At 32.3% G+C, this 23,962-nt stretch carries 25 protein-coding genes; 13 read left to right on the forward strand and 12 right to left on the reverse strand.

The window, feature by feature from the left end; translation table 11 throughout:
* Positions 1-102: 102 nt before the first annotated feature.
* The 9 genes from AC0608_RS00285 (at position 103) to AC0608_RS00325 (ending at position 5,868) form a co-directional block, all read left to right on the forward strand.
* The gene (locus tag AC0608_RS00285) at positions 103-582 is read left to right on the forward strand and encodes a hypothetical protein (protein WP_478287717.1); all 480 of its coding nucleotides are present in this window, start codon (positions 103-105) and stop codon (positions 580-582) included.
* Between the two features lie 11 nt (positions 583-593).
* Positions 594-896, forward strand: a complete 303-nt coding sequence (locus AC0608_RS00290) for a DUF805 domain-containing protein (protein ID WP_478287718.1) — start codon at positions 594-596, stop codon at positions 894-896.
* Positions 897-1,132: 236 nt separating this feature from the next.
* A complete protein-coding gene (locus tag AC0608_RS00295) occupies positions 1,133-1,588 on the forward strand; it encodes a hypothetical protein (protein ID WP_478287719.1) in 456 nt (151 codons plus the stop codon).
* Positions 1,589-1,767: 179 nt separating this feature from the next.
* Complete coding sequence (locus AC0608_RS00300) at positions 1,768-2,655, forward strand: alpha/beta hydrolase family protein (RefSeq protein WP_478287720.1); 888 nt, start codon at positions 1,768-1,770, stop codon at positions 2,653-2,655.
* Positions 2,656-2,926: 271 nt separating this feature from the next.
* Positions 2,927-3,346, forward strand: a complete 420-nt coding sequence (locus tag AC0608_RS00305; RefSeq protein WP_417958287.1) for an organic hydroperoxide resistance protein — start codon at positions 2,927-2,929, stop codon at positions 3,344-3,346.
* A 129-nt stretch (positions 3,347-3,475) separates the two neighbouring features.
* Positions 3,476-3,919 (forward strand): MarR family winged helix-turn-helix transcriptional regulator, encoded by a 444-nt coding sequence (locus tag AC0608_RS00310; protein WP_478287721.1) that lies wholly within the window; start codon positions 3,476-3,478, stop codon positions 3,917-3,919.
* A 409-nt stretch (positions 3,920-4,328) separates the two neighbouring features.
* Entirely contained in the window at positions 4,329-4,889 is a 561-nt protein-coding gene (locus tag AC0608_RS00315) for a YdeI/OmpD-associated family protein (RefSeq protein WP_478287722.1), read from the forward strand.
* A gap of 32 nt (positions 4,890-4,921) precedes the next feature.
* A complete protein-coding gene (locus tag AC0608_RS00320; protein WP_478287723.1) occupies positions 4,922-5,299 on the forward strand; it encodes a ribosomal maturation YjgA family protein in 378 nt (125 codons plus the stop codon).
* 170 nt (positions 5,300-5,469) lie between these two features.
* Positions 5,470-5,868, forward strand: coding sequence for a hypothetical protein (locus AC0608_RS00325; RefSeq protein ID WP_478287724.1), 399 nt, complete (start codon positions 5,470-5,472; stop codon positions 5,866-5,868).
* 62 nt (positions 5,869-5,930) lie between these two features.
* On the opposite strand, the gene AC0608_RS00330 is transcribed toward AC0608_RS00325, so the two are convergent.
* Positions 5,931-6,398: a hypothetical protein gene (locus tag AC0608_RS00330; RefSeq protein WP_478287725.1), complete on the reverse strand. Its 468-nt coding sequence runs from the start codon at positions 6,396-6,398 to the stop codon at positions 5,931-5,933.
* 278 nt (positions 6,399-6,676) lie between these two features.
* Between AC0608_RS00330 and AC0608_RS00335 the strand changes: the two genes are divergently transcribed.
* On the forward strand, positions 6,677-9,514 hold the full coding sequence (locus AC0608_RS00335) for a M16 family metallopeptidase (protein WP_478287726.1): 2,838 nt from the start codon (positions 6,677-6,679) through the stop codon (positions 9,512-9,514).
* Positions 9,515-9,707: 193 nt separating this feature from the next.
* On the opposite strand, the gene AC0608_RS00340 is transcribed toward AC0608_RS00335, so the two are convergent.
* From AC0608_RS00340 to AC0608_RS00380, 9 genes are all read right to left on the reverse strand, one after another.
* Positions 9,708-10,064 (reverse strand): hypothetical protein, encoded by a 357-nt coding sequence (locus tag AC0608_RS00340; RefSeq protein ID WP_417958295.1) that lies wholly within the window; start codon positions 10,062-10,064, stop codon positions 9,708-9,710.
* Positions 10,065-10,116: 52 nt separating this feature from the next.
* Positions 10,117-11,295, reverse strand: coding sequence for an AIR synthase related protein (locus tag AC0608_RS00345; RefSeq protein WP_417958296.1), 1,179 nt, complete (start codon positions 11,293-11,295; stop codon positions 10,117-10,119).
* Positions 11,296-11,526: 231 nt separating this feature from the next.
* Positions 11,527-13,008, reverse strand: a complete 1,482-nt coding sequence (locus AC0608_RS00350; RefSeq protein ID WP_478287727.1) for a carboxypeptidase regulatory-like domain-containing protein — start codon at positions 13,006-13,008, stop codon at positions 11,527-11,529.
* Positions 13,009-13,093: 85 nt separating this feature from the next.
* Complete coding sequence (locus tag AC0608_RS00355) at positions 13,094-14,467, reverse strand: CsgG/HfaB family protein (RefSeq protein ID WP_478287728.1); 1,374 nt, start codon at positions 14,465-14,467, stop codon at positions 13,094-13,096.
* 127 nt (positions 14,468-14,594) lie between these two features.
* A complete protein-coding gene (locus AC0608_RS00360; protein ID WP_478287729.1) occupies positions 14,595-15,002 on the reverse strand; it encodes a curli production assembly/transport component CsgF in 408 nt (135 codons plus the stop codon).
* A 121-nt stretch (positions 15,003-15,123) separates the two neighbouring features.
* On the reverse strand, positions 15,124-15,858 hold the full coding sequence (locus AC0608_RS00365; protein WP_478287730.1) for a CsgE family curli-type amyloid fiber assembly protein: 735 nt from the start codon (positions 15,856-15,858) through the stop codon (positions 15,124-15,126).
* Positions 15,859-15,862: 4 nt separating this feature from the next.
* The gene (locus AC0608_RS00370; protein ID WP_478287731.1) at positions 15,863-16,387 is read right to left on the reverse strand and encodes a hypothetical protein; all 525 of its coding nucleotides are present in this window, start codon (positions 16,385-16,387) and stop codon (positions 15,863-15,865) included.
* Between the two features lie 144 nt (positions 16,388-16,531).
* Complete coding sequence (locus AC0608_RS00375) at positions 16,532-17,218, reverse strand: hypothetical protein (RefSeq protein WP_478287732.1); 687 nt, start codon at positions 17,216-17,218, stop codon at positions 16,532-16,534.
* 348 nt (positions 17,219-17,566) lie between these two features.
* A complete protein-coding gene (locus tag AC0608_RS00380) occupies positions 17,567-19,756 on the reverse strand; it encodes a glutamine synthetase III family protein (protein WP_417958304.1) in 2,190 nt (729 codons plus the stop codon).
* A 291-nt stretch (positions 19,757-20,047) separates the two neighbouring features.
* Between AC0608_RS00380 and AC0608_RS00385 the strand changes: the two genes are divergently transcribed.
* Positions 20,048-20,995, forward strand: a complete 948-nt coding sequence (locus AC0608_RS00385; RefSeq protein WP_478287733.1) for a TerC family protein — start codon at positions 20,048-20,050, stop codon at positions 20,993-20,995.
* Positions 20,996-21,051: 56 nt separating this feature from the next.
* On the opposite strand, the gene AC0608_RS00390 is transcribed toward AC0608_RS00385, so the two are convergent.
* On the reverse strand, positions 21,052-21,543 hold the full coding sequence (locus tag AC0608_RS00390; RefSeq protein ID WP_478287734.1) for a hypothetical protein: 492 nt from the start codon (positions 21,541-21,543) through the stop codon (positions 21,052-21,054).
* An 86-nt stretch (positions 21,544-21,629) separates the two neighbouring features.
* Here AC0608_RS00390 and AC0608_RS00395 point away from each other — a divergent pair, with 86 nt between their 5' ends.
* Entirely contained in the window at positions 21,630-22,202 is a 573-nt protein-coding gene (locus tag AC0608_RS00395) for a DUF1543 domain-containing protein (RefSeq protein WP_478287735.1), read from the forward strand.
* A gap of 99 nt (positions 22,203-22,301) precedes the next feature.
* Here the strand turns inward: AC0608_RS00395 and AC0608_RS00400 are convergent, their stop codons facing one another.
* Positions 22,302-23,168 (reverse strand): alpha/beta hydrolase, encoded by an 867-nt coding sequence (locus AC0608_RS00400; protein WP_478287736.1) that lies wholly within the window; start codon positions 23,166-23,168, stop codon positions 22,302-22,304.
* A gap of 382 nt (positions 23,169-23,550) precedes the next feature.
* Here AC0608_RS00400 and AC0608_RS00405 point away from each other — a divergent pair, with 382 nt between their 5' ends.
* On the forward strand, positions 23,551-23,925 hold the full coding sequence (locus AC0608_RS00405; RefSeq protein WP_478287737.1) for a T9SS type A sorting domain-containing protein: 375 nt from the start codon (positions 23,551-23,553) through the stop codon (positions 23,923-23,925).
* Positions 23,926-23,962: the final 37 nt, after the last annotated feature.

Consider the following 23,962-nt stretch of genomic DNA (forward strand, 5'->3'; position numbering starts at 1 on the left):
AAAATAATTTATGCCACTCTGGTATTATTAATTACAAGTACAATATTTTTTGCTTGTTCAAAATAAGAAAACGAAGATTTAAATAATACAAGTTCCCTAAAAGTGGAGGGAATAGTTGCCTTTAATACAAAAACCAAAAAGAGCTATGTAAAAGAAACTAATGATCTAGTTGGTACGGAAAAAGCAAAAGAGAGCTTCAATAAAGATTATGATATTCATTCAATAAAATCGTCATTCAAATGTGATGAAAAGATGCCTTCTTTTGCAAACGAAAAAGAATTAAAATCATATTTATTAAAAAACAGAACAAAAACAAATGGTGTTTTTGAGTTTTATATTGACAATGAATTAGTATATAGTGTACAAATAATAAAAGGTGAAAAATTCAATGAAAAAATTACAGGAACTAACAAAACAATAAATTTAACAGCTAAAGAATATCCTTGTTCATATGCTGGTGTAAGAGCTTGTGCCGTTGAGGGAATACATAATCAAAATTGGTTTCAAATGACACAATGTGTTCTTGAAGGGTTTGCCTGTGTAGCTGAATGGTATTTAAATTGTACGATTGATAATTGTTAATTATTTAAAATATGAAAGATTATTTAAACGCATTCAAAAATATCTTTAATTATAAAGATGAAGCAACTTTAAAAGAATTTTGGAATTTTTTTATTTTTAACTTTTTATTTAATGTTATTATTAGGTTTTTAGCTAAAAGATTTTTACTGCCTGAATATATACATAATACATATACGGTTATTGCAATTTTAGCATTAGTTTCAGTGGGTTTTAGAAGATTAAAAAATGCTGGCTATTCTGGTTGGTTATTTTTAATACCTATTGTAAATTTAATTCTTGCTTTATTGCCTCAAAAAGAAGTTAAAGAATCTTAATATGAAATCCTGCGGTTTGAATTCAAACTGCAGGATTTTTAATTTAATAAAAGAATTAGGCTGATAAAATAGATTCTAAATAAATATGGAAAGAGAAAGGCATCTTGCAACACACGTTTCAATATACTTGCGGATTTATTGGAATTACGGGGTATTATCATAATTTCGTTCAGCCAAAACTACTCTGGTATCATCTCCGCAAGCATCTTGAAGCGCGGGAACGTTACCATCAATTTATGAAAAAAATACTAATAACAACTATTTGCATTATAACTTTGAGTTGTAATAAATCAGCAGAAAATCCAAAAGAGGAAGAAAATCTTTTGACAGAAATCTCAATACTCAAGGAACAAAATAGAAAGCTTAAAGATTCATTATCAAAAAACGAAGCTAAATTTTTATACTCTCAGATTTTAATTGGAATTTCGGACAGACAAATTCTAAAAGTGGGACAGAAAAATAACATTGTTATGTTACTTCAAACTTACAATAGAAAATTGCCAAAATATGAAATCTATAAAATTGAGGATAATAAAGAGATTAAGGTTGGCGAAAATGATGGAACAAGATTTAACTATGAATTTGTACCAAAATCGGTTGAAGACAATAGTCCTGAATTTCTATTAAAAATACCATATGATGGAAAAACTATCAAAATTCCTGGTAAATTAATACTTGATGTACAAAATTAAACTGCTGGTAACAGCCATTTTGAGCTAGCTGGAATTTAGTGGAATTATCGTTACGCATCAAGTTTTCGTTAAGCCGAAAATTTAAAGGTTACGAATTTCCAGCCATCTCAAAGTGGCGAGACGTTCTAGGCAATACTACCGAAGACCAAGACAATTCAAACAATTTTTAAATTACCAAAATGAACATTAACTTATTTCTTTGGTTATTATTAATAACTTTACCAGAAATGGTGTTTTCTCAATCGGCCGACTTTACCATTCAAGATGTAAAGTTTGAAAGTCAAGGCGTCACTCTTGCAGGCTCGATTTTAACACCTAAAAAAACATTTGCAGCAGTTGTAATTGTTCATGGGTCTGATCCTGTAAAAAGAGAAATGGAGTTCGCTAAACGTCTTGCCAAAGAAGGTATTGCTGTATTGACATATGATAAACGTGGAGTTGGAGAATCAGGAGGTGTATATGTTGGACCATCTGTTGGCACGAATAATATTGAAACTATTAATCTTAATTTATTATCTCACGATGCAAGTTCAGCAGTAAATACATTTCGAACCTATTTGATAGATAAAAAAATACCAATTGGATTAATTGGCTTCAGTCAAGCAGGATGGATAATCCCAATTGCTGCAAATAAAAATCCACAAATAGAATTTATGGTTTTATTTAGTTGCCCTACAATTACTACTCTAGAACAACTTCGATTTCAGTTTTATACTAATGGAAACAATAATTTTTGGGAAAATCATACGGAATCTGATGCTCGTGAACATACTAAAAATGACCCAGACAGGTATCAATTCGTGGCCACTGACCCAAAAATTTCTCTGAATACTCTATTAATTCCCGGACTTTGGCTTTTTGGTGAGAAAGATATACAGATTCCCGTAAAGTTGTGTATGGAGCAATTAAATACATTGAAAGCTCAAGGCAAACCTTTCGAATATACCTTGTTTTCAACGTTAGGTCACAATACTGCTTCTGGCAATATTACAGCACCATTTGATATTTCAATTCAATGGATAAAACAGAAAGCTTTGAACATTAAGAAGTCTAAAGTGTCAAAATAAAGCACTGCCTACAACAGATTTGGGCAATTGGCTTAATGTAAAGTTGATTTTTATTTGGGATGATTTGCTTTGCCTGTTCGCTATTGCTCGGGTGGCAAATCCGAAAACAGGGCTTAATTTAGTCCCAAACCCGCTGTAGTGGCGGGACGTTAATGACAAGTGAAGCTAACTATAATAAACAAGTATATAAAATCATTAAAACCGATTATTAAAATATTATTTATATATTTGTATCGTTTACGATATAATCGTAAACGATACAATTTAAATTATGAAAACATTGTATGAAACCAGCGCCACGGTAACAGGTGGTAGAAATGGAAAAGTAACTAGCGAAGACGGAGTGTTAGAACTTGAAGTAAGAATGCCAAAAGAATTAGGAGGTACACAACAAGGATTTACAAATCCAGAACAACTTTTTGCAGCAGGGTATGCATCATGCTTTGACAGTGCACTGAATTTAGTCATGAACCAAGAAAAAATTAGACCAGAAAACCCTTCTTCTGTAAAGGCAACTGTGGGACTTCAGTCGGACTCAAAAGGTGGGTTTCAACTTGTAGTTTCATTAAACATTTCAATTCCAGGTATTGAAAATCAACTAGCTAAGGAGCTGGTGGACAAAGCGCATAAAATATGTCCTTACTCGAATGCCACTCGCGGAAATATTGACGTTGAATTAAATTTGAATTAAAATAAACAATAAAAAGTCAGCTTTGGATTAAAACATTACTAGTTTAGCTTGTAATTAGTTTTAACTTAAAGCTGATTTACTTTATTTATAAATAGCTTCAAAATATAAACGGATCAAATAAATAGTATAATGGAAAATGACGAAACAAGGGAATCACTAAAATTAGAGAATCAATTATGCTTTCCATTGTATGCAGCTTCGCGTCTGGTTACAAAATGCTATCAACCTATTCTTGACAATTTGGGAATCACATATCCTCAATATCTGGTGCTTATCGTTTTATGGGAATCGGACGCTGTGAATGTTAATTACCTTTCAGACAAATTAAAGTTACAGTCAAACACGCTAACGCCATTATTAAAAAGAATGCAGGAAATGGATTTAGTAAGCCGAGTGCGCTCTAAAATAGATGAGCGCAATGTCATTATATCATTAACTGAAACGGGAAAGTTAATACAGTTGAAAGCCACAATTTTACAAAAACATTTGTCTGATAATGTTGGACTTACGAGTCAAGAAGTTATGGACCTTCATCGCTTATTGTTTAAATTAATTCAAAATATAAAAACCTAATCCTCTTAAAAAACATAATAAATGCAAAGTCTTGCATGCTCAATTAGTACATTGTAGACTTGCTAATCCCACAAATTTCTTTTACGTATTTGACTCTAAATATAAAATTCATATCCCCAACTTAGCTGGCACAACCCACTCGTTTGCAACGTTATGTAAAATATGCCTACACTATTAAGTAACTTACACATTAGAACAAAAAATGTTGATATTCTATCAAGTCCCTACTGCTAAAGAACCTACTAGAAATTGTATGGGAAATGATTTTATTATTTATAACATAATTCCTAATTAGAATAAGCACAGGGCGAAAACTGCACTAATGATTTTTTTTTAAAGAAACAATCAGCATGGTCGTGAAACTCTTTTTTTGTATTTTTCTGCATATTAAATAAACTTTATCTTTAAAATGACACCAATCTTTTTTGCAACACAAGCCGAATTTAGAGAATGGTTAGAAAAGCATTACAAAAAAGAAACCGAACTACTAGTTGGTTTCTATAAAGTGGGTAGCAACAAACCTTCAATAACTTGGTCGCAATCTGTGGATCAAGCACTGTGCTTTGGCTGGATAGACGGTGTACGTAAATCAATAGATCATGAAAGTTACAGCATCCGTTTTACGCCTCGAAGAGGCAACAGTATTTGGAGCACTATCAACATCCGGAAAGTAGAGGAACTCAATAAATCCGGACTAATAACACTTGAAGGCCAAAAAGCATTTGATTTACGTACAGAGAGCAAATCCAGCATTTATTCTCACGAAAAAAAAGATACGGTTACCCTTTCGCCGAATTATGAAAGTCAATTCAGACTGAACTCCATAGCATGGGGCTTTTTTAATACACAAGCACCATCCTACAAAAAGGTAATGATACATTGGATAATGACTGCTAAACAAGAAAAGACCAGAATATCAAGGCTTGAGAAAACAATAGAAATAAGTGAACACCAAAAAAGAATGGAGTAAAAATAAAACAATCAAACCGCTAACTAACTAATATGTTTCAATTCAACCCGAAATATTTTGCATATACCATTTTACTTTTTCTAATAGAACTAACAATTGCTTTGTTTGTACATGATAGCTTTATAAGACCCTATTTTGGAGATTTTTTAGTTGTTATTCTACTGTATTGTTTTATAAAATCATTTCTAAATGTATCGGTTTGGGCTGCCACAGGTTTTGTATTGGCCTTTTCATTTGCTATCGAAATAGCTCAATATTTAAATATGGTTAAAAAGCTAGGCTTGCAGGAGTCTAAAATCACTATCGTTATTCTTGGAAATTCCTTTGCTTGGGTAGATTTACTTGCTTATATTTTAGGTATTCTGACTGTTATTGCCATTGAAAAAAATCTATTAAAAACGAAAGTATAAAAGATAAGTCGCGTAGGCTATTACCACTTTGCCAGTACAGTACACTTGTAGTATATTATGCTGTTTTTTTTATAACTTCGTTAAAAGTATTTTAAAGCAAGTGAAATCAAATCAAGTGAAGAAGTCAACAAATCCAATTTAAGACAACCTAACTTATAAACTGAGCCACTATGAATGGTAGAATGTTCTTTAAGACCCGTTTGTATTGTACTGGAATTGCAACAATTGCAATAGGATCACTTTTAATTTGGAACCATTATCATGGTGGTGTTCCAAGCCATCATATATTGGCTCGGAACACCACCATGATAGCTGAGATACCAGGTTATATGCTTATTGGCGTTTTTATATTAGCCCTGTTTTTTTCAATTTATAAGGCCGAATGCATTCTAGGGTTTGTAATTGGCATGACTTATACTTTTGGTGCTGTTATTCCTACTGGAGTCGGATCTCTATTAGCCCTATTTGGTATGGCCCTCTATTTAGGCATTAGACCAGTGGCATTGTATATTACAACACAGGTCCAGCATTTTGAAACATCAAATCCATCTAAGCATAACGGGAAATAAATTTTTATACATACTATTAAAGTTTTAAAAATAAAGGAATTGATCCAGAGTTTAACGCCAAATTAAAAAATACCCAATCGTACCCTTGGAGTATTGATGCGAACCGGAGTGCTTATTGTAGCCCCACTAGATCTTGTCTCATAATTATTTCTGTTATTATAATCATAATAATAAAATCTTGCATTCCTGTAATAATAGTCGCTGTGATGATCGTGATCACAATAGTTGTTGTGTTGCGAATACGACTCTTTTTTACCTTGAATATAAACTCGGTAAGCTTTTCTGTTGTTTTTCTTTAATTTTTTTTCGTATTGCTTTTGTTCCGCCCAGAAAACTTTATCTTCGTTACTACTTTCTGCTTTAAATTCTTGCTCATATTTAGCATCCTCTGCAGCTCGTTGCTCATAATATGATAGAAATTCTTGTTTGGTATCGTTTTGATTGTCAGCAGTAACTTTCGCTTTTTGTGCAGTTGCATTTATGGAAAAACCAAAGGCAATCAAAATAAATAAGGCTTTAAATGGGTTCATAATTTTTAATTTAGTGATTTATGATATTGGTGTACTACCAACTTTCACTAATAAGACAACTATAAAACCCTTTACCCTACTTTCTCTTTAAATTATAAATTTAATTTAATCGCTAAGCAGCACTTATAAAGCGGTGAGTGAATTTTATTTTTTTGACATTGTTGCTCATTATTTTGGTTTTAACCTAAACTTCTGTATTTTATTATTTAATTTTCATACTTTAGTTCCATAAATAAATCATATTCTTTCACAAAATAACTTCTTACTAAATTTAAAAAATGAAATCAAATCAGTTATTATTTTTTTATTTTGTACTTCTTAGTGCGTTCTCCTCGTATTCTCAAAATCAAAAATCAAACGATTTCAAAGTTGAATTTGAAAAATTCACTTTAGAAAACGGATTACAAGTAATTTTACATATTGATCGATCGGACCCCGTTGTTGCAGTTGCTCTAACAAGCCATGTGGGTTCCGCAAGAGAAAAGGCTGGCCGTACCGGATTTGCACACTTATTTGAGCATTTGCTTTTTTTAGAATCTGAAAACTTAGGTAAAGGAGGCCTTGACAAAATGAGTGCGCGAATTGGTGGCGCTGGTGCTAATGGTTCTACAAGTCGAGATCGTACTAATTATTTTCAAACCGTACCCAAAGATGCATTAGAAAAAATGATATGGGCAGAGGCCGATAAATTAGGCTACTTTATCAATACAGTAACTGAACCTGTTCTTGCAAAAGAAAAACAGGTAGTTAAAAATGAAAAAAGACAGAGTTATGATAACAGACCCTATGGACACAATTTTTCGGTAATCTCAAAAAATTTATATCCTCCTACACATCCCTATAATTGGGATGTAATTGGTTCCTTAGAAGATTTACAAAATGCTACCCTTGAAGATGTTAAAAATTTCTACAATCGCTGGTATGTACCTAACAATGTTACGCTCACCATTGCAGGAGATTTTGATATCAATCAAACTAAAGCATGGATTGAAAAATATTTTGGAGAGATCAAACGAGGTGAAAATATTCCTAAAATAGAGAAACAGCCCGTAATGCTTAGTGAAACTAAAAAATTATATTATGAAGATAATTTTGCTCGTTTACCTCAACTGACATTAACATGGCCATCCGTTTATGAATACCATCCGGATAGTTACGCGCTAGAAGTATTGGCCAACTATCTTTCAAAAGGGAAGAAAGCCCCGCTATACAAAACACTCGTAGAAGACAAAAAATTAACTGATGCCGCTGATTTGTTTCAATACAATTCAGAAATAGCAGGGCAATATATGCTAAATATTACTGCTTTTGAAAAAATAAATTTAAATACAGTCCTGAATGGTGTTAACGAAGCTTTTAAAGACTTTGAAGCCCAAGGGATCTCACAGGAAGATTTAAACCGTATTAAAGCGGGTCAAGAAACTGCTTTTTACACCAATTTATCCAGTGTATTGGGGAAAGGATTTCAATTAGCACAGTATGAAATTTTTGCAGGAACTCCAGATTATATTAATCAGGATGTGAAAAACATTCTTGCCGTAACTACTGAAGATGTAATGCGGGTATATCAAAAATATATAAAAGGAAAATCTTATATTGCCACCAGTTTTGTACCAAAAGGAGGTGCTAATTTAATACTCGAAGGCTCCACTTTAGCAACCGTTGTTGAGGAAAAAATAATTGACGGTAAAGAAGATTCGTTTGATGCCAGCATAACAGCAACTTATAAAAAAACGCCTTCAAAATTTGACCGAAGTATAGAACCAGCTTATGGTAAAAGCCCGGATGTTAAATTACCATCAGTATGGAAAAATGAATTATCTTCTGGTCTAAACGTTTTGGGAATTGAAAATTATGAAGTCCCACTTGTCCAGTTTCAGTTACAAATAAAAGGGGGAATGCTACTTGAAAAAAAACAAAAAGTAGGTATTTCTAATATGTTGGCTGAATTGATGACAAAAGGAACAAAAAATAAAACTCCGGAGCAACTCGAAAATGCTATCGAAAGCCTTGGAGCCACAATCAAAGCTAATGCAACTGATGAAGCAATCTTTATTTCAGGTAATACCCTGGCAAAGAATTACAATGCGACTATGGCATTAATACAAGAAATAGTGTTGCAACCCCGATGGGACATCAAAGAATTTGATTTGATCAAACAAAGCACTCTAAGTCAAATTACACAACAGAAAGCAGACCCCAACAACATTGCAAGAAATGAGTTTAAAAAATTAATTCATGGAAAAGAATCGATCTTATCAAACAACCGTATCGGTACAGAGAATTCTATAAACACAATTACTATTGATGATCTTAAAAATTATTATGTGAATAACATCTCTCCGGTAATTTCCAGTTTTCAAATTGTTGGTGCTGTTTCAAAAAATGATGTGACCAATTCTTTAGCGACCCTAAACAAAAATTGGGAGTCCAAAAAAGTTACTATTCCTCAAATAGCCTTTACAAAAACTGTTACTGCATCAAAAATTTATTTTTATGATGTTCCAGGAGCAAAACAATCCGTAATTAGAATTGGTTATCCGGCACTTGCTGCAACTGACAAGGATTTTTATCCAGCAACTATTATGAATTATCGTTTAGGTGGCGGTGGTTTTGCATCACAATTAACCCAACAATTAAGAGAAGGAAAAGGATATACATATGGTATTGGTTCTTCATTTGATGGATCAAATAACAAAGGCCCATTCACTATTTTTAGCGGTGTTCGCTCTAATGTAACGTTTGAATCCATAAGTTTAATTAAAGAAATTGTAGAACAATATGGTCCACGCTTCAATGCAACAGATCTAGAAGTTACCAAAGGATATTTAATAAAGAGTAATGCAAGAACATTTGAAACGCTATCCGCTAAACTAGACATGCTCTATGAGATTAGCACTTATAAATTTTCAGATGATTACGCTAAACTACGGGGGAATACAGTAAAAAACATTACTATTGAACAAATAAAAAAACTCTCTGAAAAGTACTTAAATTCAAATAAAATGATTTATTTAGTAGTAGGTGATGCTGAAACGCAATTGCAAAAGTTAAATAAAGTTGGTTTTGGAGAGCCAATTCTTTTGAATCGTACTGAGGTAAAAGCTGAAAATTAAACTGTATTAGCCATAAAAAACTATTCTTAGGTACAGGATAGTTCTAGCCCAGATCGAAGTGAAAAGCCCGGACTGCAAAAAATAATTTTTCTTGTCCTGAAAGAGCGACCAACGGGAGCTCCTTTCAGGATTTATAAAAATATTTTTTTAATGGAGGACTTGTAATGGAGTGCTGGATCAGCTCCTAAAAATCCTATTCATTCATTTCATCATAACGAACTGGAACTTGGGGGTCATAGAGCGCACATTTAAATTCTGCCATAGTATCTACAAGAAGATCCATCGTTTTTCCCTCAGTTCCATAACAATCTATTTGAATGCTTTGTGGTGTAGTTTTAACATGAAAAGCGCCTTTTCCGGTACTGTTCTTCCAGCTGTTGTCATCTACTTTTTCCCAGTTTGAAAATACCGTATTAAGCCTGTTCATGATAACATCAACGGGAAGATTTTCTAATCCCGCTATAATTTTCTGTTCTGCAATATCTTCGTAAACCAAATGATGATTTAGATAGATACCCTCCTCATAATTCCAAAAAAGTAATTCGTACATTAGAAAAAAGTTAAAAGATTAAAAATTAAAAAAATAGCTACAGTTAAAATCTTTAATATTCAAAAGTACCGTATTCGCTACTAATGGTTAATTTCTTAGCATCAGCAGCTTCTACTCTACCCACAATTTGAGCCTCCACATTAAATGATTTCGAAATCGCAATAATATCTTGAGCCACAGCTTCGGGAACATAAATTTCCATTCTGTGGCCACAATTGAATACTTGGTACATTTCTTTCCAATCAGTTTGGGATTGTTCTTGTATCAACTGGAACAACGGCGGGACAGGAAATAAGTTGTCTTTTATAATGTGTAAATGCTCTACAAAATGTAAAATTTTAGTCTGAGCACCTCCACTGCAATGCACCATTCCGTGAATTTCATTAGAAGAATATTGGTCTAAAATTTTCTTGATGATTGGTGCATAAGTACGTGTAGGCGAAAGCACTAATTGTCCTGCATCTATTGGTGAATTTGCTACCGCATCAGTCAATTTAATCTGTCCGGAATAAATTAGTTCTTCTGGAACTGCGGCATCGTAACTCTCAGGGTATTTAGTGGCTAAATATTTTCCAAAAACATCATGACGTGCCGATGTTAATCCATTGCTTCCCATACCTCCGTTATAACTTTTCTCGTATGTAGCTTGGCCAAAAGAAGCTAGTCCTACTATTACGTCACCCGCTTTAATATTAGCATTATCAATTACTTTACTACGTTTCATGCGGGCTGTTACCGTTGAATCTACAATTATTGTTCGAACAATATCACCCACATCTGCTGTTTCACCTCCAGTGGAATGTATAGTCACACCAAAAGAATCCAGTTCTTTGATAAGATCTTCGGTTCCGTTGATAATTGCCGAAATTACTTCAGCCGTAATTAGATTTTTATTTCTTCCAATGGTGGATGAGAGTAAAATATTATCGGTTGCACCTACGCACAATAAATCGTCAATATTCATTATCAAAGCATCTTGAGCGATGCCTTTCCAAACGGAGATGTCACCGGTTTCTTTCCAGTACATATATGCCAAAGAGGATTTAGTTCCAGCGCCATCAGCATGCATAATCAAACAATAATCACTATCCTGAGTTAAATAATCCGGAACAATTTTACAAAATGCTTGTGGATATAATCCTTTATCAATGTTTTTTATAGCGTTGTGAACATCTTCTTTGGATGCTGAAACACCGCGAAGCGCATATCTTTTTGAAGTTTCTGAACTCATGTAGTATAGTTGTGAAGCCTGCTTTTAGGCAGATAGTTGTGCAACAAAGATACTAATTTGATTTAGGAATTCAGAATTAGGTTTTAGGATTTATTATACTATTTTTTGACCAAGTAAATCCCGGACCATATATTAGCAATTTAGCTAAACTTATTTTTTTTCGCTAGCAGCTGTATCGTTATTATAATTATGTTTCTGAACAAATTCAAAGGTGAATTGAGTAGATACATTCTATTTCCATTCCGGCATTGAGCCTCCAGAAAATAAAGTTGCACGCGTATCTGGATCCGTTATACTTGACTTTACAATATTTTTGATCGAAATTCCATCGTTAGAAGTACTTGTGAAAATTACTTCTGCTTCATTTGGAGAAAACTTAACATCTAGATCATTAAATCCATTTGGCTTATTTGTATCTACTTCTGTGGAGGTATTGGTCAAACGATTGTAAATAAAAATACGAGAATCGAGTCTTCTATAGTTCGAACTTTGATAGCCAGATACATCTCTTGTATATACGATTTTTTGATTATCAACAGAAATATCTAAACCACTTACCGCTCCATCTAATCCTGACAGCACCTGATAGAGGACGACTCCTGAAGTATTTATCACATAGATCTCGGAATTGTAACCCGAAATATCATTTACTTTTAGTACAATTTGAGTGGTATCTTGGCTCCAATCGCATTCTGATATAAATTTACCATTTGGAGTTCTAAACAATTCGACTAGTCCACTTCCGTCTGCATTAATTCGATATAATTTGTCAAAATTTGGATATATCAGCTGACTACCGTTGGTACTCCAACTGTAATTGATATGCTCCATGTTGAAACCTGCAATAGGAATAGAATTAGTCACTTTAAAAACATTTAGACCATCTGGATCCATTGTATAAATTTGATTTTGAGAACCATCAGAACTTATATATGCAATTTTATTAATTTCCAGATTTTTTCTAGGTCTATAGCTATTTACTTCAGAGGAAGACAATTGTAATTGATTACCCGCTTCATCAGCTGTATAAATAACATTATTGCTATTGACTTTTTTTATGTACAAAAACCTAGGATTAGGGAATGCAACAGTTGTAAAAATATTCGTTACACTATTCGAGGGTGTATTAATACCATCTGACGCAGATACTTGCCAATAGTATTTTGTACTGTAACTTAGTCCTAAAATCTCAAAAGTAGTCGTTTTAATATCTTTAAAAGTAGTCACAACATCAGTCGTTCCGTTTTTAAGAGTTATGGTATAGGTCAGAGGATCCAATTCTTTATCAGTTGCCGTCCAAGCCAAGTTTAATTTCAAACCTTGACTTTTAGCATTATCCAAAGGAGAGGTTAATACGGGAATAGCTGGGGGCTTATTATTAGCCGTTGAAATATCTAACTCAAAGATGATTTGCACGGTCACATTTTTAGTAATTGTAGCAGGCTCGAACTTAGAAATATAACCATCTTTTTGTGCCTGAAACGAATATTTACCTACTAGAATTTCACTGAACTCAAAATAACCGTCTTTATCAGTAAAATAGGTACTTGTTGTTGGACTTGTAGAAACTCTTGCGTTAGCTATAGGTTCAAATGTTCCAGCATCAACAACTCTTCCTTTCACTATTCCCACGCCATTATCATCAATCTGTTCTTCACTACAAGAAACGAAGAGAATAAAACATATTATGATTTTTATTCCTAATTTTTTCATCTTTATACCGTATTATTTATTAGACATTAGAAACTATTTGTGCTTACTCTTTAATGGTTTGTTTTTTTTATAAAAAAATCAAACTTTACTTGATTTTGGTCTTTAGTTTTCGATGAAAATAATACGTCATCCCAAAACCGAAACGCCAATAATAATCATCTCGAACGCCACTTACTACATAGTCAATATTATCCGAAAAATTCAAATTATGCTCTCCGTATAATTTTAATCCAAAATTATTCGTTACTAAATATTCTATTCCTGCACCATATAAAACTTTGGCACTTAAATTGTCAAAATCAGAATTAAAACTTGCTCCAAAACCGCTAAAAAAATACGGGGTAAAAACGTCATAAGGAAGTAATAAATACTCTAAATTCAGTTCTAATGAGGCGTAACCAACATCTAGTTTACCTTTATTTCCTAGTCTAAACACATTGCTTGAAGCACTCAAATTCAAATTGGGTTTTATAAAATACTTTATTGCACCTCTAAGCATTGGCTTAGCGATCGGATTTGGATAATCTCCAGCCATATACGTAACTCCACTTGTTGCTTCAATCCCAATTTTACCTCTTTTTTCATCCCTATTTCTACCATAAAGTAATGCTAAATCCGCTTCTTCTTTTTCTTTGGTATAGGAATCGATAAAAGTGGTTACTTCCTTAGAGGTTGCCGCTACTTCCCAAAGATTATTTTTAATTCCATCCACTATTAATCCTTCTACTGCTTTTTCTATAGCCTCAGTAACGGCAAGCTGAATAGGCTCATTTCTAGTGAAACCGGTTTCTACTTCGAGAAGCCTTTTGATGTTTACATACTTAAATAAGTTAGCATCTACGCTTTGAGACAAAATGGTCTTAGATACATACACTGTATTCAAAATTTTACCATTTGAAGTAGAAACTAACCTGAGATATATCGAGATTCGATCTTGTCGGTATCTTGTTGAACCTCCAGTTCCAAAATACCGAGCACCAAATCCTCCTGTAATGATATTAGAATCATACGATATAATACCTCCTTCTAATAAAACACCCGCAAATAACAAAGGGGTTAATTGGGTTTCCGTGGTTTTTGAATCAGTAGCATATTCTTGACGTGTAGAACGAATAATATTTCTCTCGTTTAAAAGATTCCCTAGATTTTCTCTTTCTATTGGCACAAACCATTTAGAATCCCCTAAGGCTTTAATTAAAATAGAAGTTGCTCCCTGAGTCACAGCAGTACTGAATGTGCTTCCCTGATCAATCGCTTTATATTGTCCGGTTTGGTCTTTGAATTTATAAACCCCAACAACTATTTGTTCCTTGGGCTTAGGTAGCTTTGTCAATAAAGATGTAGCGGGTGTGTTTTCTCCATAGATAGCTTTTTCAATACCAACGGGCTGATTGAAATAAGCACCACAACTAGATAATAGGAAAACAAATAGAAGTGTGATTACAGTTTTTTTATTCATAATGTAGGTAGTATTTAGGGCTTTTTTGACAAAAATATGTTACAAATATTCAATCTTTGATACATTAATTTATGATAATTCGATAGATTAAAAAAAACAATTATGCTACTTGATTTAAGAACAAAAATTAGTTCCCTGGAATAATAATTTGGGTTTGTTCACCAGTATCCGTATCAAGTATATCAACTACTAATCCCAAATTTGAAGGATAAATATCAACGGATAAGCTCCCAAAAACATAAGATCCTTCCTTAATACCGCCATCTCCAAACTGTTTTTGAAATAACGAATTGGATATTTGATTCAGTAATTGGTTATTCAGATTTTGTTTAAATCGTTCTAATTCTGTTGGTTGTTTAAAATCAGTTCCTGTATCCTCTTTAAAATCATTTTGAGCTTCAGCTGAACTCAGCAACCACTGATAATTAAACGTATCCCCTCCAAAAGCAGGATTTCGTGGCTTATAAACCATGTCTTGAGCACTCAAAGTAGTAGAAAATATAATTAGACAGCCGGTTACAAATAGTAGTTTCATAATAGTTTTTATTTAAATGAAGGAATAGTAGATCTGGTTTAAAAAACTTTAAAATATGAGAAGCCTAACAATATGAAATTAATACTTTAAAAAAGCGATAGCAACAAATTGAAGTTGAAGATTAGTATTGAGTAATAAATTTAGCTTGCTTTTCAATATTTTTAAAATATTGAAAGATTTTAGTAGCAGATGATTCTGCCACATATTTTAAAAAATCTTCATCAGGCCTGGCTATAAATTCTTCGATAACATCACTATCGACTTTTAGAATAATCTTAGTGGTTCGTCCAAAAGTCAACTCTTCTTGAACAGTAATTATTTTTTGAGATTTGATTTTTAATTTCGAAAATTCGGAATAGAAGAAATCATAAAAATCATTTCCTAACTTAGTTTTAGTTTCATTAGAAATTATACCCAACATTTCTAGACCGTCCTGGGGCTTAAGTATAATAACTTTAGTCTCGTCCGCTCCACCAAAAACGACACGATCTTTTCCAATTATGGTATTATCTTCATCAAAAATCAATAATAATATAATAATTTGATCCTCTTTGCTGTTGTTGATCTGTGTTTTAGAAAGAATAACTTTTTGAATAGGCTCTAATGTTACACGACCATCTTGTGCATTATCGGATCTATTAGAATTCAATTTATTCTTTTTAAAAACGGTAAGTTTAAAGGAGATATTTCTAAACTCTGATTTTAAATTCTCCACAGTTCCAGTTATTGAAAGTGTATTTTCAACTTCTTCAACTTCTATTTTTGGTTTAATGTCTTTATTTATATTTTGAGAGAAACCGACTGTTATGAACAGTAAAAAAGAAATAGAAACTATCCTAAATATAAATGATTTCATAGTGTTAATGATTAAATATATAAATCGCCCCTGAATTTCCCGTTTGTGTAATTTTCATATCTTTAGATATTGAATTTGTGCCATTATTATACAACGATAAATTATTTCCTTCTTGATTTATAGACATATTTGTGGAACCATCAGTGTATAATGAAAAATCACTTATAAAATTATTAGAACCTAATTGAGAAACAGATTGATTTAAATCACTCGTGTTTTTATACATATTCAAATAATTATTGAATCCATTCTGATGAACTATAATTTCATAATTTACAGACTTAACATTAATAGTCGAGTAATTATTAAAACCTACCTGCGCAATCTGAATCAAATTATTATTCTGAAGATATTTGTCTAATGGCTCAACTTGACCAATTCCATCATTATTAAAATTGGAATTTTTAACCTTATCTACCAGTTCATATAAACCTAACGAAAACTCGCTAGGTTGTAAAACTTGTCCATTAATAAAAAGTGTATGTACAAGTGCAATTACAAACAGGATATTATTTAGCTTTGATTTCATGATTTTCTAATTTATTAATATTGCCATAAAAATAAATATTGTCTAAAAAATTAAATTCAAAAATGAATTAATTTGAAATAAAACAAAGTAAAAAAAAGGGACAGAGTTGAATATACAGCTCCGTCCCCTTTAATAATGTAAAAGTTAGTTAGATTGTACTACTACACTTAAATTGCCTAAACCCCATTGGTTAACCGTACTCATATGATCACTGCCTGTTTGGATAGTCCAAGCAGTATTGGCAGTTCCATCTTGATTGATATTAGAAGTATTATCAACACCAAATTGAAGAGTTATAGCATTGTTGAACTCTCCATATGTATCAACATAAGATGCGTTTCCAAAACCAACTTGAATAACAGTGGAATTGTTATCATGCCCTTCTTGCATTACGTCTGAATAATTCCCTGCAATAAACTGTAATGTTGTGGAAGAATTATCTCTACCGATTTGAGTAGTTTGAGATACGTTAAAGAAACCCAATTGACCGGTTACAGCGTCATTTCTTCTTCCGTCTTGATCAATGTAAGCAGCATTAGCTACTCCAAGTTGCCCAATGTAAGCATCATTGCGGCGTCCGTCTTGCTCAACATCTGCATAGTTAAGTGCCCCTGCTTGATTTGTGTCTGATTCATTGAATCTTCCACTTTGATCAATGATCGCAAGATTTGCAAAACCTATTTGCAAAACATCTGAATCATTTTGTAATCCCGCTTGCGTTACAAAACCAACATTGCCAACTCCAAGTTGGTTAACCATACTCATGTTCCCTTGTGCAAAAGCCAATGAACCTACTAGCATCGCGGAGATGCTTAAAATTACTTTTTTCATAATAAATATATTTAATTGGTTGTTAATACAAATTAATATATAGGTTAAAAGTGATTTGGGGAACCTCTCTTTATGGAATATTTAATAAGAAATGTGTTTTTAATTTATTGCTTATTTCAATATTACATTTCAAAGATAGAAAAGAATTTTTCGAATCAAAAAACTAACAAACTGTTTTTTAATCCTTTATAGATATTTTCGATGAAGTGATTAAGTAAGTCGATAAAGAACTAAAATCGAATTTTATAAAGTAAGATAAATACTAACAAATACTATTTTTGGCATTTATGATAAACAAAAAAGAGGCTTTTAATGAAAAAGCCTCTTTTTAATACGTTTATGAGTAGATTACTTAGTAAATAACAACTCTCTATATTTAGTTAAAGTCCATATTTCATTGTCTACCAACAGCTCTAATTTGTCACAGTGATTTCTAATGATTTCAAAATAGGGTTTTACTTTATTACAATATGCTTCTGCCATTTCCTGTGCATCAGTCAAATTATTTGCTATTTTTCTTTCGTTAGTCATTTCTTCCACTTTAGAATTGATTCCTTCAATGTGACCTGAAATCTCTTTAATCAACACAATTTGCTCTTTAGCAATAGTCTCAAAATCAGTTCCAAAAATATCTTTCAAACCTTTAACATTCGTGATCAACGTATTTTGGTAACGTATTGCAGTAGGTATAACGTGATTTTTAGAAATATCACCTAAAACTCTGCTTTCAATTTGGATTTTTTTAGTGTATTCCTCTAATTCAATTTCGTAACGCGCTTCCACCTCAATGTGGTTCATGATATTCAATTCGGAAAATAAGTCTAATGATTGTTTAGAAATTCTTGCTTTTAATGCCTCAGGAGTTGTTTTAAAGTTACTCAATCCTCTTTTTGCAGCTTCGATTTCCCATTCTTCACTATATCCATCCCCTTCAAAAAGGATTTTTTTAGATTGCTTGATATACTCTCTTAATACATTAAAAATCGCATCGTCCTTCTTCATGTCTTTTGAATCAATCAATGCATCAACTTCCAGTTTAAAATCTCTTAATTGCTTAGCAACTATTGCATTTAAAGTAGTCATTGCATTAGAACAGTTAGCTGTTGAACCTACCGCTCTAAACTCAAATTTATTTCCTGTGAAGGCAAACGGTGATGTTCTATTTCTATCTGTATTATCCAAAAGGACATCCGGAATTTTACCCACTACATTTAATTTCAAGTCTGTTTTCTCTTCAGGAGATAATTTTCCAGCAGTTACACCTTCTAATTCAGCCAAAACTTTAGTCAATTGTCCTCCAATAAAAACTGATATAATTGCAGGCGGAGCTTCATTAGCTCCCAATCTATGATCATTACTTGCCGAAGCTATAGCAGCTCTTAATAATGATTCATTATCATTTACTGCTTTGATGGTATTAATGAAGAAAGTCAAAAACTGCAAATTACTCATTGGTGTTTTGCTGGGGCTTAATAAGTTGACTCCAGTATCCGTAGCTAATGACCAGTTGTTGTGTTTTCCGGAACCATTAACTCCTTTGAACGGTTTTTCATGAAATAATACTTTCAATTCATGACGTTCAGCTACTTTTTGCATCACATCCATCAATAAACAGTTGTGGTCTACAGCTAAATTCGTTTCTTCAAAAATTGGTGCTAATTCAAATTGATTTGGTGCTACTTCATTGTGACGCGTTTTTACAGGGATCCCTAATAACATACATTCTTGTTCTAAATCCCTCATGTAAGTTAATGCACGGGTAGGAATAGAACCAAAATAATGGTCATCAAGTTGTTGTCCTTTTGCAGATGTATGGCCTAACAAAGTTCTTCCAGTCATCATAAGATCGGGACGAGAATCCGCTAAGGCTCTATCAACTAAAAAATATTCTTGTTCCCAACCTAAAGTCGCAGTAACTTTTTTTACATTCTTATCAAAATATTTACATACTTCAGTAGCAGCCTCATCCATAACCGTTAAAGCACGCAATAAAGGTGTTTTATAATCTAAAGCCTCTCCGGTATAAGAAATAAAAACCGTAGGAATGCACAATGTAGTTCCAAAAATAAATGCTGGAGATGTTGGATCCCAAGCTGTATATCCTCTTGCTTCAAAAGTGTTTCTTATTCCTCCATTTGGAAAACTAGAGGCATCAGGTTCTTGCTGTACTAATTGCGCTCCACCAAATTTCTCTACTGGATCGCTACCATCATAAGATGTCTCAAAAAAAGCATCATGTTTTTCAGCAGTTGTTCCCGTAAGAGGTTGAAACCAGTGTGTATAATGAGTCACTCCTTTTGACAAAGCCCACTCCTTCATACCCATGGCGATATAATCGGCTAACTTCCTGTCAATCTTAGTTCCATGCTGTACTGCATCGCGCACTCCTTTAAAAGCATCTGAAGTTAGAAATTGCTTCATCGCTTTGTCATTAAAGACATTAGAACCAAAAATAGTTGATTTCCTATCAGATTCTTCAAATTTAATTGGCTTTCTAGTCGATGCTTCTTTCAAAGCTTGAAAACGTAATGTTGACATAAAAATTGTTTTTAAGTAATTAGACCCCTATTATTTTGATGCAAATATAATTTAATTATTACTTTTATAAAATTTTGCCTCTAATTTTTATGGGTTAAACCTCCAAATTTGTGAGATTCCTAAAAAAAAGCATCAGAAATCACAACTTAGTAATTTTAAGGGTACTTTTTTTTCAGGAAGAGAATTACATAAAAAATCAAATAATAAACAACTATTAACTTTACTTAAAATATCTGTTAAAGTTAAAAAATCAAAAAGTATCTTTACACAAAATACAAATACCTTAAATTTATGATTGTCTGGATTTCTTTTTTAACCGCTGTTTTGATTTTTCTAGCTCTTGATTTAGGAGTTTTTAATAAGACGCCACATATTATAAGTTCTAAGGAAGCCGGGAAGTGGACTGCAATATGGGTCACTTTATCTTTTATGTTTTCAGGTGTGATTTATTGGCTTTACAGTAATAATTACATTGCTAATCCAGATGAATTAAAGCCAACAACTGCAGCAATAAAATTCATAACTGGTTATTTGATTGAATTGTCATTAAGTATTGACAATATATTTGTAATTGCAATAATTTTTTCTGCTTTTAAAATCCCTCAAAAATACCAACATCGCGTTTTATTTTGGGGTATATTAGGAGCCATAGTCTTTAGAGGCTTAATGATCTTTTTTGGAGTAATGTTGATCAATAAATTCTCTTGGATGACTTATATATTTGGAGCTTTCCTTATATACACCGCCATGAAAATGCTGTTTAGCAATGAGGACGAGCAATTCCAACCTAAAAAATCTTTTGTTTATAAAACACTCCGAAAAATAATCCCCATATCTAACCATATTGATGAGGAACATTTTTTTGTAAAAAGAAGACACATCACTGCAGCAACACCCCTTTTTGTTGCTCTTGTAGTAATCGAGGTAATGGATGTTGTTTTTGCAATTGACAGCGTTCCCGCAATATTAGCCATTACTAATGATCCGTTTTTGGTTTTTAGTTCCAATATATTTGCTATTTTAGGATTGCGATCTATGTATTTCTTCTTGGCAAATATGTTAGCTAAATTCAGTTATTTGGAATACAGCCTCATTGCTATTTTAAGTTTCGTAGGATTTAAAATGGTGCTTCATGATTTTATTGAAATTCCTGAATGGGGATCCCTAGCCTTTATAGCTATTTCACTAATAGCTGGTATTGTAGTCTCCTTGAGAAAAAGCAGTAAGGAATTCATATAAATAAATAAAAAAAGGGAAATTTTACGATTTCCCTTTTTTTATATTAAAAATACAATCTAAAAATTAATTTTCTGAATTTCACTTTTACTAACCTTTAAGGCAGACATAACCGCGTCTAAATTATTCTTATTAACAGTAGTAGAAAAACTAGCGGGTATTATTACAATTCTAAAAGTCTGGTCTTGTGTCCAGCTAGCCGGTAAAGTATTTAAATTAAAGTTAGCCTTTAGAAAAATATTTACATTAAACTTTGAATAATCAAAATTAAAATCCAACTCTCCGCCATCATTGAAATAATACGTTTGAGGCATTAACTTCCATACATCCTCCCCATTTACAGTATCATATAGATGATATACTAAAACTGCATCCGAAGAGTAAATTGGTGGATCAAAAGAAACCAATTTACTGTAATTATTATTGGAATTAAATGAAGTCGTAATTTCAAAAACTTCACTAATGGTATCATTATCCACAGTCTCATTAACTTCACAACTCTGTAGTGCCATCATCCCGATGAAAACTAAAAATAAGGTAATTTTTTTCATTCGTTATCGTTTTTATAATTTATATTAAAAACTCTATTCATGAATTGTGCCAAACTTTATTTTAAAAAAAAATGTACTTTTGAATTATGGAAAATGAACTTAAATTATACATGATAATGCTAGGCTGTGTTCCAGAAGGACGCTTTACAGAACAGCATGATATATTTTTTGGAATTGGTAAATCCTTAAAAGAATTGATTCCTCAAATAAATCTTTTTTGGCCAGAAGCTAAAGGTAAAATTCATATTGATGCCTGGCGAGAAGTTTCTGTGGTTGATGACTTCTCTATTGAAATTGTTCCAAAAAATACAGCGGTACAAATTACTCCAGAACAATTATTTTTCATCAATTTAGGAGGTTATAAAGAAAATGAATTTGAAGAATACCATTACAAAATGATTACAGTTGCTGCTAGTCTAGCATTGGCATCAAAAAAATCAAAAAAAACTGCATTTTATAAACATTGCGGTTTCAAAGAAGCACCTTCACATATTGACGATCAATATGGAATAGATATAGATGATATTTATAATGTGTTAGACATGTTACCAGCGCAATTAAAAGCTTTATATTCGTTAAAAATCACAAAGTCCGAAATGCCATTAGAACAAAACCCACTGCATATAGGCTATTTAAAATTGAAAAAAATTAAAGATTAGTCTAATCAACATTCGTTATTGTTTTAGTAGATTATATGCAAAAGGCCTTTCATGTGATGGTAATGAAAGGCCTTTTAAAAAATTTAAAACATACAAAGTCTATTTTACCACTACAGCATTATTTTTTAAAATTTTACTAAAAAAAAGCACATGTGAAGGCAACGCATTTTCCCAATATTCCCAAGTATGCGCTCCTGGACGTTCTGTGTAATCATGAGAAACTTTATTATAAACGAATCTTCGGTGCAATTCCCTGTTAGATTCTATCAAAAAATCATCTACTCCGCAATCTATAATTAATTCCAGTTTGTTACTTTTTATTTTATCAACCATATTTAAAACAGCATTTGAGGCATACACTTCCTGTGGTACTCCTTCAATTCCAAAAACAGGTTCCATTAGTTTAGTAACTCTTTCTTTAGATTCTGGATTAATCATGCTCCCCATATCTACTGCTCCGCTCATACTTCCCGCTGCACAAAACAGTTCCGGGTGTTTTGTGGAAAGATACAATGCCCCGTGACCTCCCATAGAAAGTCCTGTAATTACGCGTCCTTTTCTGTCGTTTATTGTCCGATAGGTATTATCTACTTTCTGAATTACTTCTTTTGTGATATACGTTTCAAACTGACTTCCTTTATTAACAGGACTATCAAGATAAAAACTGAAAGTTTCCCCTTCCGGCATTACAATTATGATATCATACTGATCGGCTAAATTATGCAATAAATTCTTATCGGGAGTTTTAGATAACCAATCATTAAAATGACCATAAGCGCCATGCAACAGATAAAGAACGGGATAATTACCTTTGCTTTTTGCATAAGAACTGGGCAATACTACCGCAGCTTTATAGGTTTTATTCATAGCTGAACTCGGGATTTGTAACGTATCGGCTTTAGCACCATAAGATAATGCAGTGTATCCAAGAAGGAAGAATAAAAATAGAATCTGAAGTTTTTTCATTTGATAGTTTTTTTGGTGATTGAAAAGTAAATATACACTTTTTCAGAAAAATCTGCTTTATCGTTCAAAAATCGAATACACTTTACAAAAGCAATTAATTCATTTTGAATAGCTTAATTCAATATTGATGTATTTTTGTAAAAAAAATTCAATTAATAATTAACTCCACATTAAACAAAAACCTTTTACTTTTTTTATTTAGAAATTAAATAATATATACTTTTTTAACATAAATTAATTTATAAATTATTGTATTTTATCCCTAATCGGCATTATGATGATAAAATAGCACCTAAATCAGAAAATAAAGTTCTATTCCGGAAGCGATTCTTATTATAGTTTTACAATAGAAATTTTAACTATTCATTTAAAAACTAGAATTATGAAAAACATTTTAAAATTAAGTTTATTGTTGATAGTAACAATGACTAGCATGAGTATGCATGCAATTGACTACAATTTTTTACTTAACGTAAAAAAAGGAAAAGGAAATGAAATTAGCTTTACTCTAAACCAAATTAAAAAGGCTATGGTATCTATTTATGATGATGCCAATAATTTAATCTACACCGAAAAAGCTACCGGTGAAAAAGGAATCTCAAAAACATATAATTTAGATGAATTTCCAGTGGGAATGTACTATTTGATTGTCGAAAACAATCTAAAAAAAGTAAAACACGAAATTACTACCTCCCAACAAAAAAAAATTAACAACAAAAGCAATCTCGGAAGTGTACAAACCAACGATGAAAAATAAAACTCTTGCAACTATTAATTAGTATCCTTCTGGAGTC

Source organism: Flavobacterium sp. GNP008, from assembly GCF_056428965.1.

Coding starts and splice junctions, on each gene's coding strand:
- AC0608_RS00375 (WP_478287732.1), bottom strand. CDS start 17,218: ATGAAAAAAGTAATTTTAAGCATCTCCGCGATGCTAGTAGGTTCATTG.
- AC0608_RS00315 (WP_478287722.1), top strand. CDS start 4,329: ATGACACCAATCTTTTTTGCAACACAAGCCGAATTTAGAGAATGGTTA.
- AC0608_RS00325 (WP_478287724.1), top strand. CDS start 5,470: ATGAATGGTAGAATGTTCTTTAAGACCCGTTTGTATTGTACTGGAATT.
- AC0608_RS00360 (WP_478287729.1), bottom strand. CDS start 15,002: ATGAAACTACTATTTGTAACCGGCTGTCTAATTATATTTTCTACTACT.
- AC0608_RS00355 (WP_478287728.1), bottom strand. CDS start 14,467: ATGAATAAAAAAACTGTAATCACACTTCTATTTGTTTTCCTATTATCT.
- AC0608_RS00405 (WP_478287737.1), top strand. CDS start 23,551: ATGAAAAACATTTTAAAATTAAGTTTATTGTTGATAGTAACAATGACT.
- AC0608_RS00300 (WP_478287720.1), top strand. CDS start 1,768: ATGAACATTAACTTATTTCTTTGGTTATTATTAATAACTTTACCAGAA.
- AC0608_RS00320 (WP_478287723.1), top strand. CDS start 4,922: ATGTTTCAATTCAACCCGAAATATTTTGCATATACCATTTTACTTTTT.
- AC0608_RS00340 (WP_417958295.1), bottom strand. CDS start 10,064: ATGTACGAATTACTTTTTTGGAATTATGAGGAGGGTATCTATCTAAAT.
- AC0608_RS00385 (WP_478287733.1), top strand. CDS start 20,048: ATGATTGTCTGGATTTCTTTTTTAACCGCTGTTTTGATTTTTCTAGCT.
- AC0608_RS00350 (WP_478287727.1), bottom strand. CDS start 13,008: ATGAAAAAATTAGGAATAAAAATCATAATATGTTTTATTCTCTTCGTT.
- AC0608_RS00335 (WP_478287726.1), top strand. CDS start 6,677: ATGAAATCAAATCAGTTATTATTTTTTTATTTTGTACTTCTTAGTGCG.
- AC0608_RS00345 (WP_417958296.1), bottom strand. CDS start 11,295: ATGAGTTCAGAAACTTCAAAAAGATATGCGCTTCGCGGTGTTTCAGCA.
- AC0608_RS00290 (WP_478287718.1), top strand. CDS start 594: ATGAAAGATTATTTAAACGCATTCAAAAATATCTTTAATTATAAAGAT.
- AC0608_RS00310 (WP_478287721.1), top strand. CDS start 3,476: ATGGAAAATGACGAAACAAGGGAATCACTAAAATTAGAGAATCAATTA.
- AC0608_RS00400 (WP_478287736.1), bottom strand. CDS start 23,168: ATGAAAAAACTTCAGATTCTATTTTTATTCTTCCTTCTTGGATACACT.
- AC0608_RS00305 (WP_417958287.1), top strand. CDS start 2,927: ATGAAAACATTGTATGAAACCAGCGCCACGGTAACAGGTGGTAGAAAT.
- AC0608_RS00370 (WP_478287731.1), bottom strand. CDS start 16,387: ATGAAATCAAAGCTAAATAATATCCTGTTTGTAATTGCACTTGTACAT.
- AC0608_RS00390 (WP_478287734.1), bottom strand. CDS start 21,543: ATGAAAAAAATTACCTTATTTTTAGTTTTCATCGGGATGATGGCACTA.
- AC0608_RS00365 (WP_478287730.1), bottom strand. CDS start 15,858: ATGAAATCATTTATATTTAGGATAGTTTCTATTTCTTTTTTACTGTTC.
- AC0608_RS00380 (WP_417958304.1), bottom strand. CDS start 19,756: ATGTCAACATTACGTTTTCAAGCTTTGAAAGAAGCATCGACTAGAAAG.
- AC0608_RS00295 (WP_478287719.1), top strand. CDS start 1,133: ATGAAAAAAATACTAATAACAACTATTTGCATTATAACTTTGAGTTGT.
- AC0608_RS00395 (WP_478287735.1), top strand. CDS start 21,630: ATGGAAAATGAACTTAAATTATACATGATAATGCTAGGCTGTGTTCCA.
- AC0608_RS00330 (WP_478287725.1), bottom strand. CDS start 6,398: ATGAACCCATTTAAAGCCTTATTTATTTTGATTGCCTTTGGTTTTTCC.